This window comes from Micromonospora matsumotoense (genome assembly GCF_050951065.1).
In the GTDB taxonomy this organism is placed as follows: domain Bacteria; phylum Actinomycetota; class Actinomycetes; order Mycobacteriales; family Micromonosporaceae; genus Micromonospora; species Micromonospora matsumotoensis.
Genome location: NZ_CP192025.1, coordinates 3,608,422 through 3,627,114, shown reverse-complemented (window position 1 = coordinate 3,627,114; position 18,693 = coordinate 3,608,422). Strand labels below are relative to the sequence as shown.

The following is an 18,693-nucleotide window of genomic DNA, read 5'->3' as shown; positions in this document are numbered from 1 at the left end:
CGGTGCGAGGATCACCTGATGTCCATCGAGGAATGGCTGTCCGGGGCCGGGGTGCGGGAGACGGTCGATGAGCTGACCCGGGTGCTCGGCCCGTACACCGACCGGGACTGGACCGCTCCTGCCGGCGACCTGGACTGGTCGTGCTGGACGACCGCCGCGCACATCGCCCACGACCTGCTCGGCTACGCCACCCAGCTCACCGGCCGGCCCGACACCGGCTACCTCCCCCTCGACCTGCGGGTACGCCCCGACGCCACCCCGGCGCAGGTGCTGGTCGTGGTGGCCGCCTGCGGTGGGCTGCTCGCCGCCGCGATCGACACCGTCCCCACGCAGACCCGGGCCTGGCACTGGGGGCCCTGCGACCCGCCCGGCTTCGCCGCCATGGGCATCGCCGAGGCGCTGCTGCACACGTACGACATCACCCGGGGGCTCGCGGTGACGTGGCAGCCGCCGGCGGCGCCCAGCGTGGCGGTGCTGCGGCGGCTCTTTCCCGACGCGCCCGCCGGTGATCCGGCCGCCGTGCTGCTGTGGATGACCGGGCGGACCGCACTGGCGGGACGGCCGCGTCGCACCGACTGGACCTGGCGGGCCGCCGTCGGCTGACCCGACGATCAGCCGGGCAGTTACCCGGGACACCTCCGCCGGGTCGGCGGCAGCAGCCGGTCAGGCCCGTCGCCACGGCCAGCGCCACCGTCGCCCGGGACGCGGCGGGAGTGCCGGTGCTGCCGGCCCGGCCGCGACGGCCGCGTTCCGGGTGGCCCGGTGGGCCCGCCACTGGCGCAGCACCGCCTCGGTGTCGACCGGGCGGACCACCACCCGGGGGCCGGAGGGGAACCGCAGCCAGGCGACGATCTCCCGGTTGAGCACCCCGACGAACTCCCGGACCGATTCCTCGGTGGGCAGGTCACGGGCCTCGTCGGGGACCTGCTCGACCCGGCGGCGCAACTGCAACGGGGTGGGCAGCAGCAGATCGGTGGGCAGTGCCTCCCGCTCCAGGAAACTCTTGATCCACCAGGACTCGTCGTAGGGGAGGTCACGGCCCGGGATCGGCTTGCCCATGCCGGGCAGGTCGTCGAACTCGCCCCGCTCCTGGGCGCTGCGGATCTGCGCCTCGACCGCCGCCTGCCACGCGTCCACCATCCCCGGACACCTCCCCGCCCACCGTATCCGCCCTGGCCGTCACCGGCGCAGCGCCGGCGGGGCGGGTGGCATTCCCGGCTGTGCGGTGGTCGGATCAGCCCCGGTGCCGGACGTGGCGGTGGCCGTCGCGGGGAAACGGTGGCCGGGCGGGCAGCACCTCGACGAAGGGGAACCCCGACTTCTCCGCCACCCGGCAGGACGCCGGGTTGTCCACCTGGTGCAGCAGTTCCAGCCGGCTCAGCCCGGTCGCGGCGAACCGGGTGAACGCCCAGCGGCTCACCGCGTCCACCGCCCGGGGAGCGACCCCCCGGCCGCGTGCCGGCCCGGCCGTCCAGTAGCCGATCTCCGCGTCGGCCCGCCCCGGCACCACGTCCTTGAGCAGGACGCAGGCGACCAGCCGTTCACCGTCGGGGAGCGGCTCGCAGACGGCGAAGCTGAACCGGCGACCCGCCGCCCAGCCCTGCCGGTTTCCGGCCACCCAGCGTCTCGCCTGCGCCGGGGTGGTCAACGGGTCGCGGGTCCGGGCCCGCAGTTCCGGGTCCCGGTGCGCCTCGACCAGGGCGTCGACGTCCTCGACGCGCCAGCAGCGCAGGACCAGTCCGGGGGCGACGGCGGTGGGGGCGGCCCGCAGGGTCACAGACATCTGAGCAGTGTGGCCGCTGACACCGCCCGCCCGGAACCCCTGCCGTGCCGGTGCGGGTGCACGGCCCGGACGGGGCGGCCAGGGACGGCGCGTCGGCGTAGGGTGCCGGTCAGGGACGACAGAGCGGGGGCGGCGAATGGTCACGGTCGGTGCGGTGCTGGGAATCGCCCTGGTGGCGCTCGGTCTGGTGCTCACCCCCGGGCCGAACATGGTCTACCTGGTGTCCCGCTCGGTCAGCCAGGGCCGCCGCGCCGGGCTGGTCTCCCTGCTCGGGGTGGCCGCCGGGTTCGGGGTCTACCTGGCCGCCGCCGTCGCCGGCATCGCCACGGTCTTCGTGCTGGTGCCGCCGCTGTACACGGCGGTGAAGCTGGCCGGTGCGGCGTACCTGCTGTGGTTGGCGTGGCGGACGTTGCGACCGGGTGGGCGGTCGGCGTTCACGCCGCAGGCGCTGCCGGTGGACCGGCCGCGCCGGCTGTTCGCCATGGGACTGCTCACCAACCTGCTCAACCCCAAGATCGCCATCCTGTACGTGTCGCTGCTGCCGCAGTTCGTCGACCCCGCCCGGGGTGACGTGGCGGTGCAGAGCCTGCTGCTCGGCGGCACCCAGATCACCGTGGCGCTGACGGTGAACACGCTCATCGTGCTGACCGCCGGGTCGGTCTCGGCGTTCCTGGTGCGCCGGCCGGGCTGGGCACGGGTCCAGCGCTGGGTCACCGGCAGTGTGCTCGCCGCGATGGCGGTGCGGATCGCGGCGGACCGGTCCCGGGCCGCCGTGGCCACCGGCTGAACCGGTCAGACCGGTGACGGTCGGGTCGCCCCCGTCGGTAGCTCCCGGTTCACCGGGCCGTCCACGGCGGCCACCGCCAGCCCGATGGCGAAGAACATCACCGACAGGTTCATGTCGGTGAACCCGTAGAACGGGGCGAGGGCGAGGGCGACCACCGGCACCACGCTCAACCAGCGGCCGGCGGCGGACACCGCGATCGCCGTGCTGCGCACCAGCACCACGAGCAGTGCCAGCAGGGTCAGCAGGGCGGGGATGCCGTGGCTGTACATGGTCAGCCAGACCTGCCCCTGGGTGCCGAGCGGTTCCGCGCCGGTGGTGGTGTCGGCGCTGCGCGGCGCGCCGTACCCGAGCAGCGGTGAGCGCAGGACCGCGTCGAGGGTCTGCCGGTAGAGGTCGGCGCGGTCCCGGGTCGAGTCGGTGTTCTCCACCCGATTCATGATCATGTCGCCGACGGGGACGACCAGGGTGATCACCCAGGCCACCGCCACGCCGGCGGTGATCGTGCCGATGAGCCGGACGTCGCCGCGCAGCAGCGCCCGCAGCCCCAGGTAGGCCATCCCCACTCCGAGGCCGATGAACATCCCCCGGTTGAGGGTGAGGAACGCCGGCACCAGGGCCAGCGGCAGGGACACCACCAGCACCCGGCGCAGCGGGCCGGTACGCACCGCCGACAGGTACGCCAGCACGCACGGCACGAGCAGCGCGAAGCCGGTCCCCCAGTTGTTGGTGTACGGGTACGGGGCCGCCGTGCGGTAGTACGGGTTACGACCGGTGGGGTTGAACTCGGTGGAGTGCACGTGGGTGACCGCCCGGATCATCCGCTGCCCGGCCAGCCCATCGGGCAGCAGCGACTCCACCGGGGTGGTCAACGCCAGGCGGGGGGCCAGCACGCCGAGCCAGCCGAGCACGACCATCCCCAGCCAGAAGAACAGCACCGGCTGGAACAGCCGTTCCCAGCGCGCCCCCTGCCGTGCGGCGGTGTAGACGTACAGGTAGACCACGAAGGCGGTCAGCACGAAGCCGAGTCGGAGGCCGTAGACGAGCAGGCCGCTGGCCTTCTCCAGGCGGGTGGCGCTGATCAGGATGAGCCCGACGAGGACGAACCACAACGCCGAGCCGGGCGGCCACGCCACCCGGCCGTGGGTGAGCAGGACCACCGCCAGCAGCATCCCGAACAGCGTCCAGCCCAGGTAGAGGCCGCCGAGCAGCCACCACACCGGCATCGCCGCGAACATCACGTACAGCGGCCAGAGCGGTAGCGCCCGCTGCGGTGCCGTGTTTCTCGTCCACACCGGGGAAAGGGTAGGCGGGGCCGGCCCGGTCGGTCATCGGCGGAGTGGCTGTGACGGGCGTCATCGGCGGTGGCGTCGCGGGGGCCGGCCGGTCGGAGGTCATCGGGGGTGCTCGCGGAGCACCGCCGCGCCGCCGGCCGGCAGGGTCACCTCCCGGTCGGCCGGGACACCGGTCAGCAGGTCCAGCCCGTCGGCCGGCACCCGCTGCGGCCGGTCGGTGTGGTTGAGCAGGAACAGCCAGCTCGTCCCGGGGGCGGCGCGACGGACCGCCTCCACCCCGGGTGGGGCGGCCGGGCAGACCGGGTGGACGCCAGCGGTCCGGGCCGCCTCGGTGACCAGGCGGCGGTAGGTGCCGTCGTCGGGCCGGGTGGACAGGTACCAGGTGGTGCCGGTGCCGACCCGGTGCCGGGTCACCGCCGGTCGGCCGTCGAGCACCCCGCCGACGTACGTGCCGACCGGTTCGGCGCCGCGCAGGTGCACGGTCTCCGACCAGATCCGGCCGATCCCGCCGCCGGAGAGCAGCACCTGCTCGTCGGCGGCGAGCGGATGGAACTCCTCCACCCGCAGGCCGAGCAGGTCCCGGTAGGCGCCGGGGTAGCCGCCGAGGTGGACCCGGGCGTGCGGGTCGGCGACCCCGCTGAGGTAGCTGACCAGCAGGTGCCCGCCCGCCTCGACGTGGTCGTGGACCCAGCCGGTGGTGGCGTCGTCGGCCAGGTAGAGGGCGGGCAGGACGAGCAGCCGGTACCGGTCGAGCGGGTCACCGGGGACGACCACGTCGCAGCCGTATCCGGCCCGCCACAGCGCCCGGTGCGCGGCGGCCAACTCGGCGTGCCCGTCGAGGAGCGCCGACGGCATTCCGGGCTGGCGCAGCGCCCAGCCGCTGGCGGCGTCCCAGGCCAGTGCGACGGACGCGGTCGTCTCACCGGCGGTGATCTCGGCGAGCCGGTCGAGGGTCTCGCCGAGCCGTACCGACTCCCGGAACACCCGGCTGTCGGCTCCGGTGTGCGGCACCAGGGCGGAGTGGAACCGTTCCGCGCCGCCGGCCGGGGCCCGCCACTGGAAGAACATCGCCCCCCGGGAGCCGCGGGCGACGTGGGAGAGGCTGTGCCGGGCCATCCGGCCGGGCTCCTTGGTGTGCGCCCGGCCGGTGGTGTGGATCTGACTGGCGGCGCTCTCCATCAGCAGCCACGTCGCGGGCGGGTCGGCGCGCGTCGGGTCGGCGGGGCCGCGCGGGGTGCCGGCCCGGGTGCGTCCGTGCCGGGCCCAGCCGCGCGCCAGGTCGGCGGCGAGGGCGGTCTGTTCCTCGGCGCCGCCGTCGACCACCGACGGGTAGTGGTCGACGGCGACGAGGTCCACCTCGCGGGCCCAGCGGGCGTGGTCGACGGGCACCCAGTCGCCGAGGACGTAGTTGGTGGTGACGGGGATCGCCGGGTTGGCCGCCTTCAGCAGGTCGCGTTGTTCGACGTACGCGGCGAGCAGGGTGTCCGACCAGAACCGCCGGAAGTCCAGCAGGTGGCCGGGGTTGCCGAGGTACTGGGTGGCCCGGGGGGTGCTCACGTAGGCCCAGTCGGTGTAGTGCTGGCTCCAGAAGCTGGTGGCCCAGGCGGCGTTGAGGGTGTCCAGGTCGCCGTGCCGGTCGATGAGCCAGTGGCGGAACGCGGCCTCGGTGTGCGGGCAGTGGCAGGTGGTGCCGTACTCGTTGTGCACGTGCCACATCGCCAGCGCCGGGTGGTGGGCGTAGCGGGCGGCGAGGGTGGCGGCGATGCCCCGGGCGGCGGCCCGGTAGGAGGGGGCGGCGGCGCAGTAGGTGTCGCGGCTGCCGTGGTGCAGCCGTACGCCGTCGGCGGTGACCGGTAGCGCGTCGGGGTGCGCCAGGGAGAACCAGGGCGGCGGGGAGGCGGTGGGGGTGGCGAGGGCGACCCGGATGCCGCCGTCGTGCAGCAGGTCCAGCACCTCGTCGAGCCAGCCGAAGTCGTAGCGGCCGGGGGCCGGCTCCAGCCGGGACCAGGCGAAGACGCCGACGGTGACCAGGTTGACCCGGGCCCGGCGCATCAGGGCGACGTCCTCGCGCCAGATGGCGGCGGGCCACTGCTCGGGGTTGTAGTCACCGCCGTGGCAGAGCCGCCCGTCGTCCCACATACCCACCATCCCGTCAACTTTGTTTGATAGGTGTCCAAACTATGGAGACGATTTACCCATGTCAATCGGTGGATCGTGGGCCAATCGAACTCCCTCGTTGACAGTTCGTTGGGAAAGCAAAGAAACTGTCGGTACCGCTGGAAAACGTTCCCGAGGAGACGCCGATGCCGTACCGACCGCCGTTGGTCCCGTACGAGACGTTCGTGGCCGACCCGCCCGACCTGCCCGTACGGCAGCCGGGCGAGGACGGGGTGGCCACCGTCGGCCGGGCCGAGGTCGTCGCCACGGACCCGCACGGGGTGACGTTCAAGGCCGCCCTGTCCGACGGCGGCAGCCTGGTGCTGCGCCTCGACGTCGCCGGTCACGGCGTGATCCGGGTCCGCCTCGCCGACGACCCCCAGGCCCGTACCCGCTCGGCCCGCGCCCTGACCCTGGTCCATCCCCGGGCCCACCCCGCCGCGATCACCGTGGACGACACCCACGTGCACATCGACGCCGGAGCGATCGTCGCCGAGATCCGCCTCGACCCGTGGCACCTGCGGTTCCTCACCCCCGACGGCCGGCTGCTGCTCGACCAGGACCCGGGCACCCGGGACATCAGCGGCCGACGCCGCACCCTGCCGTTCGGCCGGTCCACCGCCGACGGCGCACCCGTCGCCTGGCACGAGAGCTTCGTCGCGTTCGGCGACGAACGGTTCGTCGGCTTCGGGGAGAAGTTCACCCCGCTGGACAAGCGCGGCCAGCGGGCGCTGATGTGGAACTACGACGCCTTCGGCGGCGAGTCCGACCGCTCCCACAAGAACGTGCCGTTCTACCTGTCCGACCGGGGCTACGGGGTGCTGGTCGACAGCGGCATGCCCGTCGAGTTCGACATGTGCCAGTCCACCCACAGCAGCGTGCAGATCCTCGTCCCCGACGACCTGATCGACTACTACGTGCTCGCCGGTCCCACCCCCACCGAGGTGCTGGACCGCTTCGACGAGTTGACCAGCCGGCCCTACCTGCCGCCGAAGTGGGCCTTCGGGGCCTGGATCTCGTCGGGGTTCTTCCCCGACAGCCAGCAGCGGGTGCTGGAGCGGGCCCGCCGCATCCGCGAGCGGGACATTCCCTGCGACGTGCTGCACCTGGACTGCTACTGGCAGGTCGCCGGCCGCTGGTCGGACCTGCGCTGGGACGACGAGGCGTTCCCCGACCCGACCGGGATGCTGGCGACGCTGACCGGGCAGGGCTTCCGGGTCTGCCTGTGGATGAATCCGTACCTGATGACGGACAGCCCGCTCTACGCCGACGCGGCCCGGGCCGGGTACTTCCTGCACCGCGCCGACGGCAGCACGTACGTCGCGGACGTCTGGCACGGCAGCTACCCGGCCAGCGCCATCGTCGACTTCACCAACCCCGACGCGGTCGCCTGGTTCCGGGGGCTGCTGCGGCCACTGCTGGAGCAGGGGGTGGCGGTGTTCAAGACCGACTTCGCCGAGGCGGTGCCGGCCGACGCGGTGGCACACAACGGGATGACCGGCGTCGAACTGCACAACGTCTACACCCTGCTCTTCAACGACCTCGTCGCCGACCTCACCGAGGAGGTGGCCGGGCACCGTACGGTGTGGGCCCGCTCGTCGTACCTGGGCGGGCAGCGGCACAGCGCGCAGTGGAGCGGCGACGTCAACGCCACCTGGCCCGGCCTGGCGAGCACCATGCGCGGCGGGTTGTCGCACGGGCTGTCCGGGGTGCCGTTCTGGAGCCACGACACCGGCGGCTTCCACGGCACCCCCGACCCGGAACTGTACGTGCGGTGGACCCAGTTCGGGGCACTGTCACCGCTGGTGCGGCTGCACGGCACCACCAGCCGGCTGCCCTGGGACTTCCCCGCCGAGACCGAACGCGACGCGGTGGCCGCGCTGCGGCTGCGCTACCGGCTGATGCCGTACCTGTGGTCGGCGGCGGCGGAGGCGGCGCGCACCGGGGCGCCGATGATGCGGGCGCTGCTCGTCGACACCCCCGACGACCCGACCGCGTGGACCAGCGACCTGCAGTACCGGCTCGGCACCGACCTGCTCGTCGCCCCGGTCACCGACCCGTCCGGGCAGCGCGCCGTCTACCTGCCCACCGGCGACGACTGGATCGACGTCGGCACCGGCGAACGGCACGACGGCGGTCGGCACCTGCGGGTGACCGTGCCGCTGCACCGGCTGCCGCTGTTCGTACGCCACGGCGCGCTGATCCCGCTCGTCGCGGCGGCCGGCACCGTCGCCGACGGCCCGTTCGACGACGTCACCCTGGTCAGCTGGGGTGGGGTGGACGCCCGGACGGTGCTGCACGACGTCGACGGCGACACGGTGGTGGAGGCGGTCCGTGACGGTGACACCCTGCGGGTGCGCACCGACGGGCCACTGCGGGTACGGCGGCTCAGTGTGGTCGGCGAGGGCAGCCCGCGGCGGCTGCTGCTCAACGGCGAACCGGTCACCCCGACCCCGTTCGCGCAGTGGTTCCCGGACGGCTGACCGCACCGCACCGGCGCCCCGCCCCGCCGTGGTGGGGCACCGGACCCGGGGGCCGCTAGAGTTAGTTGAGTTTCCAGCCGAACAGACTTCCCGACGGTGCACCGGTCCGCCGGCAGCGTCGCCCACCGCCGCCCCGGCGTACCCGCCCGGGGTGGGCGGTGGACGATGATGCACCGGCACGGCACCACCCACCGTCGGGCGCAGGGAGCGGGCAGATCGTGATCAGCATCCACAACGAACCGCAGCCGACCGACCTGGGCGACGTCCGGGTGGCCAACCGGGCCGTGGTCCTGCGACACGTCCGCCTGCACGCCCCCTGCTCACGGGCGGACATCGCCGCCGCCACCGGGCTCAACAAGGCCACCGTGTCCAGCCTGGTGACCGAACTGCTCGACCGGCGGCTGGTCCGCGAGACCGGGCTGACCGGCAACCGGGTCGGCCGGCCGGCCACCATGCTCGTCCTCGACGGCGCCCCGTACGCGGCGCTGGGCCTGCAGATCGGCGCGGACGATCTGGTGGTGGTCGCCGTGGACCTGGGCGGCAACCGGCTGCTCACCTGGCGACGGGCGTTCCCCACCCCGACCGCCTCCCCCGCCGAGACCGTCCGGGCCCTGGCCACCCTGGCCCGGCGGGCGATCGGCCGGATCACCGGGCAGGGGCGCACCGTGCTCGGCCTCACCGTCGGGGTGCCCGGCCTGGTCGACACCGCCGGTGGTGTGCCCCTGGCCAGCGGCCTCGGCTGGCAGGACGTGCCGCTCGCCGCCGACCTGCGGGCCGCGCTGCGGGAGACCGGGTTCACCGTGGCCGTCGACACCGACGCCAACCTCGCCGTCCTCGCCGAGCAACGGCACGGCGGGTACGCCGGCGTCACCGACCTGGTCCACCTCACCGGCGGGGTCTCCGTCAGCGCCGGGGTGCTCGCCGGCGGCCGGCTGCTGCGCGGCGGCCGGGGCCACGCGGGCGAGCTCGGCCACCTCTGCCTCGACCCGGCCGGGCCACCGTGCCCGTGCGGGCGACGCGGCTGCCTGGCCGCGTTGACCGCGCTGCCGGCCGTGGTCGACCGGCTGCTCCCCGACGCCGGGCAGGACGGCCCGGTCACCGACTACCTGCCGGAGATCGACCGGATCGTGGCGTCAGCCCGCCAGGACGACCCGGCCGTGCTGGCCGGGCTCGCCGAGATCGGCCGACACCTCGGGCACGGGGCGTCGATTCTGGCCAACCTGCTCAACCCCGAGGCGATCGTGGTGGGTGGACACTTCGCCACCCTGGCGCCCTGGCTGCTGCCGACGGCCCACACGGAGCTGGCCGCCCGGACCCTCGCCCCGCAGGCCGGCGGCTGCCGGCTCGCCGCCTCCACGCTGGATTCGGCCGCCGCCGCGCTGGGCGGCGCCGCCGCCGCGTTGGCCACCATCGAGGCCGGTCGACTCCCCACCGGCTGATCCGGGTACCGGTCACCCCTTGACCGGTCGACGCGCAGGTGCCAACCTCGAACCGCCGCCTCGTCGTTCGGGCATCCGGGGCGGCATGTTCTCCGCAGTCGTCGAAGCGCTTCGCCGCTCCGGGCCGACGACCGCCACCACCACCGCGCGATGCCGCACGTCACCACGGCCGTCGAAGCGCTTCGACGGCCAGCCGGCGCCTCACCGCGAGCCCACCGGAAGGTAACCGCAGATGAACGACCCCACCGGACCGTCCCCCGAAGCACACGCCGACGACCTGCTGGCCCGGCTCACCCTGCCGGAGAAGATCGGCCTGCTGCACCAGTGGCAGGCCCCGGTGCCGCGCCTGGGACTGCCCGGCTTCCGCACCGGCACCGAGGCGCTGCACGGGGTCGCCTGGCTCGGCCCGGCCACCGTCTTCCCGCAGGCCGTCGGACTGGCCAGCAGCTGGAACCCCGAGCTGATCCGGGCGGTGGGCGTCGCCGTCGGTGACGAGGTCCGGGTCAAGCACCAGGCCGACCCGGTCGCCGTCGGGCTCAACGTGTGGGCGCCGGTGGTCAACCCGCTGCGCGACCCCCGGTGGGGCCGCAACGAGGAGGGTTGGTCGGAGGACCCGTGGCTGACCGGCCGGCTCGCCACCGCCTACGCGTCCGGGCTGCGCGGCGACCACCCCCACCGGCTGCGTACCGCCCCGACGGTGAAGCACTTCCTCGGCTACAACAACGAGACCGACCGGGCCACCACCTCCAGCGACCTGCCACCCCGGGTGCTGCACGAGTACGAACTGCCCGCCTTCCGCGCCCCGCTCGCCGCCGGCGCGGCGGTCGCCGTGATGGCCTCGTACAACCTGGTCAACGGGGTGCCCGCGCACCTGAGCCCGCTGCTGGAAGACGAACTGCGGCGGTGGACCTCCGACGAGCTGATGGTCGTCGGCGACGCCGGGGCGGCCACCAACATCGCCGGGGTGCAGGGCCACCTGCCCGACCACGTCACCGGCTTCGCCGCCGCCCTGCGCGCCGGCATCGACAACTTCACCGAGGACGACACCGACAGCGGGCAGACCGTCCGACGCCTCACCGAGGCCCTCGACCGGGGGCTGATCGACGAATCCGACGTGGACCGGGCGGTACGGCGCATCCTCACCGTCCGGGTCCGCCTGGGCGACCTGGACCCACCCGGGCAGGACCCGTTCGCCGGGGTGTCCCCCGACGTGCTCGACAGCCCCGCCCACCGGGAGTTGGCCCGGGAAGCCGCCTGCCAGTCGATCGTGCTGCTGCGCAACGACGGGCTGCTTCCCCTGCCCACCGACGACCCGGCGACCCGGGTGGCGGTGCTCGGCCCGCTCGCCGACACCGTCTACGAGGACTGGTACAGCGGCACCCTGCCCTACGCGGTCACCGCCCGGGAGGGCCTGGCCCGGCTGCTACCGACGGTCACCCACCACCCCGGTGCCGACCGGATCGCGTTGCGCGTCGGCGACCGGTACGTACGCTGCCCCCGCTCGTCCGAGGGCGGGCCGCTGACCGCCGACGATGGCCGCGACGGCACCTGGTTCGACGTGTTCGACTGGGGACAGGACGTGGTGGCGCTGCGCGCCGTCGCCAACGGCCGGCACGTCGGCGCCGACGACGACGGGGCGTTGGCCAACGACCGGCCCGGACCGGGCGGCTGGATCGTGCGGGAGACCTTCCGGTGGCACCCCCGCCCCGACGGCACGACCCTGCTGCACCACCTCGCCACCGGCGCGTACGTGCGGGTCGACGACGACGGGCGGCTCCGCGCCGACGCCACCGACCCGGACACCGCCACCGCCTTCACCGTCGAACTCGTCGCCGACGGCGCGGCCGAGGCCGCCGCGTTGGCCGCCGCCGCCGACGTCGCGGTCGTCGTCCTCGGCAACCACCCGATGGTCAACGGCCGGGAGACCGAGGACCGGGTCGACCTGGCCCTGCCCGCCGGACAGGAGCGGCTGCTGCGCGCCGTACACGCGGCGAACCCACGGACGGTGCTGGTGCTCACCAGCAGCTACCCGTACGCGGTGGGCTGGGCGCAGGAGCACGTCCCGGCGGTGCTGTGGTCGGCGCACGGCGGGCAGGAACACGGCACCGCGCTGGCGCAGGTGCTGCTCGGCGACGCCGACCCCGGCGGCCGGCTCACCCAGACCTGGTACGCCGACGCCGCCGACCTGCCCGACCTGCTCGACTACGACGTGATCGGCGCGGACAGCACCTACCTGTACTACCGGGGCGAGCCGCTGTACCCGTTCGGCCACGGCCTCAGCTACACCCGGTTCGACTACGCTGACCTCCGGGTGAACGCACCGACGGTGTCCGTCGGCGACGAGGTCGAGGTGAGCGTCGAGGTGACCAACACCGGCGACCGGGCTGGTACGGAGATCGTGCAGCTCTACACCCGGCAGCGGCGCTCCCGGGTCAAGCAGCCCCTGCGGCAGCTCCGCGACTTCGCCCGGGTCACCCTCGCCCCCGGCCAACGGCAGACGGTCACCCTGCGACTGCGGACCACCGATCTGTCCTGGTGGGACGCACACCTGGGCGGCCCCGTGGTGGAGGACGCCACGCACACCCTGCTCGTCGGCCGCTCCGCCCGCGACATCCGGGCCGTCGGCGCGCTGACCGTGCACACCCGCCCCGCCCCGCAGCAGCCCCGCCCGGCGGTACCGGCCGGCGGCGGTGCCCGGTGACCGGCACACCCGGGCGCAGCCGCAAGTCGCCCGACCACGTCACCATCGTCGACGTCGCCCGGCACGCCGGGGTGGCCGTGAGCACCGTGTCGTACGTGCTCAGCGGGAAACGGGCCATCTCCGAGGTGACCCGCACCCGGGTGCTGGCCAGCATCCGCGAGTTGGGCTACCACCCGAACGCCGGGGCGCGGGCGTTGGCCAGCCGACGGGCCAACACCATCGCGCTGGTGCTGCCGCTGCGCGCCGGCATGCAGGTGCCGGTGGTGATGCAGTTCGCCATCGCCGTGGTCACCACCGCCCGCCGGTGCGACCATGACGTCCTGCTGGTCACCTCCGACGAGGGGCCGTCCGGGCTGCGCCGCATCGCCGGCAGCGCCATGGTCGACGGGATGCTGGTGATGGACGTCGAGCTGGACGACTCCCGGGTGCCGCTGCTGCGGGACCTGACCCGGCCCAGCGTGCTGATCGGGGTCCCCGCCGACCCGACCGGGCTGACCTGTGTGGACCTGGACTTCCACCGCGCCGGTCAGGTGTGCGTGGAACACCTGGCCCGGTTGGGGCACCGCCGGGTGGCGCTGCTCGGTGCCCCGGCCGCCGTCTACGACCGGGGCACCGGTTTCGCCCACCGCACCCGCGCCGGAGTGGCCGCCGCCGCCGACCGGCACGGCGTCACCGTCGTCACCCAACCCTTCGAGGAGGGACCCGCGTCGATCCGTCAGGAACTCGCCGCCCTGCTCGACCGGCACCCCGACCTGTCCGCGCTGGTGGTGCAGAACGAGGCGGCCGTCGGGCCGGTGCTGGCCTGCCTGCCCACCCTCGGCCGGCGGGTGCCGCAGGACATGTCGGTGGTGGCGATCTGTCCCGACCAGTTCGCCGAGCAGGCCGCACCCCGGCTGACCTCGGTGCCGGTGCCCGCCGAGGAGATCGGCCGGCAGGCGGTGGCGTTGCTGATGCGCAAGCTGCACGACGAGCCGGTGCCGGAGGTGACCCTGCTACCGCCCCGGCTGACCATCCGGGACAGCACCGCCGCGCCGACCGTGCAGGTCCGGCGGTGACCGGCGGCAGCGCACCCGCTCCGCGACGACGCCCCCGCCGTCGACTGGCCGGATGCCTTGCGCACCGGGCGGCGGGCCGCTCGCGTGGACACAGCCGTACCACCCGGGGTTCGCGTTGACGGTCGACGCCACGCCCGCCCCGGTGCGCGACTACCGGCGGCTGGCCGGTCGGTCGGTCACAGCGCGTCGGGCCGGCACAGGGCGGGGTGCCGCTCACCGGGCCGGGCGTACCAGGGGGTGTCGTCGGGGGCGGCGGCCGTGTCCAGCCGCAACCGCGCCCACTCGTCCAGTTCCGGCAGCGCGTCGGGGGTGAACCAGGCCACCTCGGTGGACTCGTCACCGTCGGCGCGGGGCTGCCCGCCGACCGGCCGGCACCGGAACCACACGTTGAGGTACTCGCAGGCGTCGCCGTTGGGGTAGACCACCGGGTGGGTGGCGACACCGGCGATCCGGTCGACGACGACCCGTACCCCGGTCTCCTCCCACACCTCCCGCACGACGGCCTCGGCGGGTTGCTCACCCGGGTCGACCACCCCGGCGGGCAGCGACCAGCGGCCGTTGTCGCCCCGGCGGGCCAGCAGCACCCGGCCGGCGTCGTCGCGGACCACCCCGGTCACCCCGGGCAGCAGCAACAGGTCGTGCCCGACGTGGGCGCGGAGCTTGACGATGTACGGGGAGACGGCCACCAGCCCACGTTAACGGTCGCGGTGCCGGTGGACCATCCCGGCGGCCAGCGGGGCGGCGTCGAGGTCCCCGGCGGCGATCCGGGCGGCGACGGCCCGCCGGACCAGCCGGTCGGCGACGCCGGGGGCGTGACGGGCCAGCGCCAACTCCAGCCGGCCACGGCGGGTGGTGGCGACGTCGCGGGGCGCCCGGCGGGCGGTGGCGGCCCGCAGCACGGCCGCGACGACGCCCCGCACGGGCTCCGGCCGGGACACCCCGCGCAGCGACAGGCCGGCGGCGGCGGTGCTGTCGTGGATCGGCGAGGCCACCATGCTGGGGTAGATCACACTGACACCGACGTGGGTGCCGACCTCGTGGCGCAGCGCGTCGGCGTACCCGACGAGGGCGCGTTTGCTGACCCCGTACGCGGCGGCCAACGGCAGTGGCAGCACCGCCATCCGGCTGGCCACGAAGACCACCCGCCCCCGGGCCGCGATCAGGTCGGGCAGGGCGGCGGCGGTGGTCCGCCACGCGGCGAGCAGGTTCACCTCCAGTTGCTGGCGCACGGTGTCGTCGGGCGGCAGCTCGGCCGGAGCGGGACCACCGACACCGGCGTTGTTGATCAGCAGGTCGAGCCCGCCGAGCCGGTCCACGGCGGCGCGTACCACGACCGGCACCGCCGGGGCGTCGGTCAGGTCACAGCCCAGCACCACCACCCCGGCGGTGGTGTCCGGACAGCGGTCCAGGCCGACCACCCGGGCCCCGGCGGCGTGCAGGGTGGCGCAGAGCTGCCGGCCGAAGGTGCCCCGGGCGCCGGTGACGATCACCCGCCGTCCGGCCAGGCCGGTCACCCGTCCCTCCCGGCGGGTGCCGCCGCGACGCCCCGGCCCCCGCCGCGGGCGGCGCGCCGGGACCCGGCGGTCAACTCCCGGCCGAGCTGGCGCAGGTAGAGGTCGAAGTCGACCCGCATGGCGGGCCGCCGCTGCCCCCACCGCTGGGCCGCCGCCCGCCGCTCGGCCCGGATGTCGGCGTGCTGCCGGGCCGGGTCGGGCAGCGCGTACCGGCCGGCGAGGTGTGCGGCGACCAGTCGGGCCTGCGCCTCCAGCAGGGGGAACGCCGCCCCGGTGGACTGCACCAACCCGACGAAGGTGAGGCCGGGCACGTCGGGGTGGAAGACGTGCCGGTACAGCGGCAGGGCGTCCGCGCCGTCGCCGACCAGCGCCGGGTCGAGGAACGGGATCTCCACCCGGTAGCCGGTGCACCAGATGATCAGGTCGACCTCGTCGGTGCGGCCGTCGGTGAAGGTGACCCGGTCGCCGTCGAGGGCCGCGACCTCGGGGCGGGGGTGGATCTCCCCGTGCGACAGTCGGGACAGCAGCGCGTCGGAGAGGGTGGGATGGTCCTGGAGGAACCCGTGGGCGGGGGCGGGCAGCCCGTAGCGGGTGGGGCTGCCGACGGCAGCGGTGATCATGCCCTGGCTGATCCGCTGGCGCAGCCGCCACGGCAACCGCCGGGCCAGCGCCCCGTTGAGGGTGTCCGACGGGCGGCCCAGCAGGTGCTTGGGCACCACCCAGACACCCCGGCGCAGCGACAACAGGGTCCGTTCCGCGGCGTACGAGGCGTCGACGGCGATGTCCATCGCCGAGTTGCCGCCGCCGACGACGAGGACCCGCCGCCCGGCGAGCTGTTCCGGGCTGCGGTAGGCGTGGCTGTGCATCTGCTTCGCGGTGCTCGTGCCGGCGACCGGGTCGGGTGCCCGGGGCACCCGGTTGTGGCCGTTCGCGACGACCACCGCGTCGACGGTGACCGAGGTCGGGCCGGTCGGGCCGTCGGCGTGCACGGTCCACCGGTCGCCGCGTTCGGGCACCACCCGGTCGACGGTGTGCCGTAGCCGCACCGCCCCGGTCAGGGCGAACCGGTCGGCGTAGTCGGCCAGCCAGCCGGCGACGCGGCCGTGGTCGGGATAGTCGGGCCAGTCGGCGGGCATCGGGTGGTCGGCGAACTGGGTACGCGCCTTACTGGTGTTCAGGTGCAAGGTGCGGTACGCGGGCGAACCGGGCGCCCCGTACACCCACAGGCCGCCGACCCGGTCGCCGGAGTCGAAGCAGACGGCCGGCACCTGCGCGTCGGCGAGCGCCTTGAGGGTGGCCAGGCCGGCCGGACCCGCCCCGATCACCGCCACCGTGGGCCGCTCCGCCATCACCACCCGCCCCTCAATCCAACGACTGTCGGATAATGGCCGGGGCGGGACGGCCCGTCAAGACCCGGCCGGGCCGTACAGGGCGTCGAGGAACCGGTGCACGAACACCCGGAACTCCCGGCGTTCCCGGGCCGGCGACCCGTCGGCGGTCGCCAACGCCACCACGTGCCCGTGCACCGCCCAGACCAGGCTGCGCACCGTCGTGTGCGGGGTCGGCTCGACCAGCGCCCCGACCTGCGCGGCGGCGACGAGCAGGTCGGTGACCAACCGGTACAGCGGCACCGCGTAGCGGGCGTCGAGGTCGGCGTGCCGGTGCGGCTCCAACCAGCGCCGCAGCCACAGCGCGGTGGTCTCCGGCCGGTCCTCGGAGAAGTCCACGAACACGTCCACCAGGTCGTGCAGGGCCTGCCGGGCGGCCTGCGGCCCGGCGGTCAACGCCGACCGGGCCGACTCGGCGGCGGCCTGCAGCACCTCCTGCTCGGCGGCGAAGACCCGGGCGAAACAGGCGTCGTAGAGCTGCGCCTTCGTGCCGGTGTGGTGGGCGACCGTGGCCACGTCGACCCCGGCGGCGGCGGCGACCTCCCGCAACCCGACGGCGTCGAAGCCCCGCTGGGCGAACAACTCGGTCGCGGCGGCGAGCACCACCTCACGGGTCGGCCGGCTCTGGTCCCGCCGGGGCCGACCCGGACGGCGACGGGCGATGGTCATGGCCGCCATTCTGCCCCTACAATCCGACGACTGTGGGATTGGCAGGGAGGGGACGGCGATGAACGGGCCGGACCCGCTGACCGACGACACCACCGGGCTGCCCCGGGGGCCGCTGCTGGGCTTCGCGGCCGGCTCCGTCGGCATGGGCGTCTGGGTGACCGTCCCCGGGCTGCTGCTGCTCTACTTCCTCACCGACGTCCTGGCCGTCACCCCGTGGCTGGCCGGGCTGGCCCTGCTGCTGCCGAAGGTCGCCGACGTGCTGCTGCACCCGTGGGTGGGGCACCGCTGCGACGTGGCCCAGGCCCGCCGGGGCGACCGCCGTCGGTTGCTGCTGCTCGGCTGCGCGCTGCCGGCCGGTTTCGCCGCGTTGTTCGCGGTGCCCGCCGGGTGGACCGGCGGGCCGGCCGCCGCCTGGGTGGCGGTGGTGTTCGTCGCCGCGAACCTGCTCTTCGCCACCTACCAGGTTCCCTACCTGGCAACCCCCGCCGACCTGCGGATCGGCTACCACGAGCGGACCCGGCTGATGGCCTTCCGGATGGTGGCGCTGACCGTCGGCATCCTCGCCTCCGGGTTGCTCGCGCCACTGCTGACCGGCGGGGACGACGCCACCCGGGGCGGCTACCGCCGGATGGGCCTGCTGCTGGCGGTGGGAATGTTCGCCGCCCTGCTGATCGGCGTCACCGGCATCACCCGGCTGCGGCGGGTGGCCGCCGCACCCCCGGTCGCGCCCGGAGGTGGCCGACGGGCCCTGGTCGCCACCCTGCGGGACCCGCAGTTCCGCCGGCTCGTCACCGCCTACCTGGCCATGTCCACCACCACCCACCTGGTGCTGGCCGCGGCCCCCTACTACGCCGAGTACGAACTGGGCCGCCCGCAGCTGACCACCGTGCTGGTGGCCGCGTTCGTCGCCCCGGCGCTGCTGGTCACCCACGGCTGGTCGGCGGTGGCCCGCCGGATCGGCAAGCAGCGGGCGCTGCTGGCCGCACAGGCCGCGTTCGCCGCCGGGTCACTGGTCCTGGCCGTCGGCGCGGCCGCCGGACTGCCGGTGCTGGTGACCGCGGTGGTGGTGCTCGGGGTGGCGTTCGCCGGGATGCAACTGCTGCCGTTCGCGATGCTGCCCGACGTGATCCGTGCCGGTGCCGGCGCCGCCGGCACCTACACCGGGGTGTGGACGGCCACCGAGGCCCTCGGCGGGGCGCTCGGCCCGTGGGCCTACTCCCTCTGCCTGGCCGGCGGCGGATTCGTCGCCTCCACCGCCGGGCAGACCGTGCTCCAGTCCGGCACCGCACTGGCCGCCGTCCGGTACGGCTTCGGTCTGCTGCCGGCGGTGCTGATGCTCGGCGCGCTGCTGCGGCAACGCCGCTACACCCTGGACCGGGTGGCCCGGGTGGGCGGACCGCCGGCACACCCGGGCAGCCTCTAGAC

General features: G+C 74.8%; 15 protein-coding genes. 7 read left to right on the top strand and 8 right to left on the bottom strand.

Annotated elements, in window-relative coordinates; translation table 11 throughout:
- The first annotated feature begins 18 nt into the window (after nt 1-18).
- On the top strand, nt 19-603 hold the full coding sequence (locus ACQP1S_RS15865; RefSeq protein ID WP_432907470.1) for a maleylpyruvate isomerase N-terminal domain-containing protein: 585 nt from the start codon (nt 19-21) through the stop codon (nt 601-603).
- 60 nt (nt 604-663) lie between these two features.
- Here the strand turns inward: ACQP1S_RS15865 and ACQP1S_RS15860 are convergent, their stop codons facing one another.
- Both ACQP1S_RS15860 and ACQP1S_RS15855 read right to left on the bottom strand, forming a co-directional pair.
- Nucleotides 664-1,140, bottom strand: coding sequence for a DUF1992 domain-containing protein (locus ACQP1S_RS15860; protein ID WP_432907467.1), 477 nt, complete (start codon nt 1,138-1,140; stop codon nt 664-666).
- Between the two features lie 94 nt (nt 1,141-1,234).
- Nucleotides 1,235-1,783 carry a GNAT family N-acetyltransferase gene (locus ACQP1S_RS15855; RefSeq protein WP_432907464.1) on the bottom strand — a complete coding sequence of 183 codons (549 nt, stop codon included), beginning with the start codon at nt 1,781-1,783 and terminating at the stop codon, nt 1,235-1,237.
- A 136-nt stretch (nt 1,784-1,919) separates the two neighbouring features.
- On the opposite strand from ACQP1S_RS15855, the gene ACQP1S_RS15850 reads away from it, so the two are divergent.
- Nucleotides 1,920-2,570, top strand: coding sequence for a LysE family translocator (locus ACQP1S_RS15850; protein WP_091240265.1), 651 nt, complete (start codon nt 1,920-1,922; stop codon nt 2,568-2,570).
- Between the two features lie 5 nt (nt 2,571-2,575).
- Here the strand turns inward: ACQP1S_RS15850 and ACQP1S_RS15845 are convergent, their stop codons facing one another.
- Together ACQP1S_RS15845 and ACQP1S_RS15840 are read right to left on the bottom strand one after the other, a co-directional pair.
- A complete protein-coding gene (locus ACQP1S_RS15845; protein ID WP_432907460.1) occupies nt 2,576-3,862 on the bottom strand; it encodes an O-antigen ligase family protein in 1,287 nt (428 codons plus the stop codon).
- A gap of 99 nt (nt 3,863-3,961) precedes the next feature.
- On the bottom strand, nt 3,962-6,010 hold the full coding sequence (locus tag ACQP1S_RS15840) for a beta-galactosidase (RefSeq protein ID WP_432907457.1): 2,049 nt from the start codon (nt 6,008-6,010) through the stop codon (nt 3,962-3,964).
- Nucleotides 6,011-6,165: 155 nt separating this feature from the next.
- On the opposite strand from ACQP1S_RS15840, the gene ACQP1S_RS15835 reads away from it, so the two are divergent.
- From ACQP1S_RS15835 to ACQP1S_RS15820, 4 genes are all read left to right on the top strand, one after another.
- Nucleotides 6,166-8,502, top strand: coding sequence for a TIM-barrel domain-containing protein (locus ACQP1S_RS15835; protein ID WP_432907455.1), 2,337 nt, complete (start codon nt 6,166-6,168; stop codon nt 8,500-8,502).
- A 218-nt stretch (nt 8,503-8,720) separates the two neighbouring features.
- Nucleotides 8,721-9,941, top strand: a complete 1,221-nt coding sequence (locus ACQP1S_RS15830) for an ROK family transcriptional regulator (protein WP_432907452.1) — start codon at nt 8,721-8,723, stop codon at nt 9,939-9,941.
- Nucleotides 9,942-10,173: 232 nt separating this feature from the next.
- Nucleotides 10,174-12,642 (top strand): beta-glucosidase family protein, encoded by a 2,469-nt coding sequence (locus ACQP1S_RS15825; RefSeq protein WP_432907450.1) that lies wholly within the window; start codon nt 10,174-10,176, stop codon nt 12,640-12,642.
- Nucleotides 12,639-13,697, top strand: a complete 1,059-nt coding sequence (locus tag ACQP1S_RS15820; RefSeq protein ID WP_432907447.1) for a LacI family DNA-binding transcriptional regulator — start codon at nt 12,639-12,641, stop codon at nt 13,695-13,697. The genes ACQP1S_RS15825 and ACQP1S_RS15820 overlap by 4 nt, the downstream gene beginning before the upstream one ends.
- Nucleotides 13,698-13,873: 176 nt before the next feature.
- Here ACQP1S_RS15820 and ACQP1S_RS15815 read toward each other — a convergent pair whose 3' ends face one another.
- Genes ACQP1S_RS15815 through ACQP1S_RS15800 form a run of 4 tightly spaced genes read right to left on the bottom strand, consistent with a single transcriptional unit; the run spans nt 13,874 to nt 17,268 of the window.
- Entirely contained in the window at nt 13,874-14,383 is a 510-nt protein-coding gene (locus ACQP1S_RS15815; protein WP_432907444.1) for an NUDIX hydrolase, read from the bottom strand.
- 9 nt (nt 14,384-14,392) lie between these two features.
- Complete coding sequence (locus ACQP1S_RS15810; protein WP_432907441.1) at nt 14,393-15,211, bottom strand: SDR family NAD(P)-dependent oxidoreductase; 819 nt, start codon at nt 15,209-15,211, stop codon at nt 14,393-14,395.
- Nucleotides 15,208-16,560, bottom strand: a complete 1,353-nt coding sequence (locus tag ACQP1S_RS15805; protein WP_432907438.1) for a flavin-containing monooxygenase — start codon at nt 16,558-16,560, stop codon at nt 15,208-15,210. Before ACQP1S_RS15805 ends, ACQP1S_RS15810 begins: the two co-directional genes overlap by 4 nt.
- 57 nt (nt 16,561-16,617) lie before the next feature.
- Nucleotides 16,618-17,268 (bottom strand): TetR/AcrR family transcriptional regulator, encoded by a 651-nt coding sequence (locus tag ACQP1S_RS15800; RefSeq protein WP_363671811.1) that lies wholly within the window; start codon nt 17,266-17,268, stop codon nt 16,618-16,620.
- Nucleotides 17,269-17,326: 58 nt separating this feature from the next.
- Here ACQP1S_RS15800 and ACQP1S_RS15795 point away from each other — a divergent pair, with 58 nt between their 5' ends.
- The gene (locus ACQP1S_RS15795) at nt 17,327-18,691 is read left to right on the top strand and encodes an MFS transporter (RefSeq protein ID WP_432907435.1); all 1,365 of its coding nucleotides are present in this window, start codon (nt 17,327-17,329) and stop codon (nt 18,689-18,691) included.
- Nucleotides 18,692-18,693: the final 2 nt, after the last annotated feature.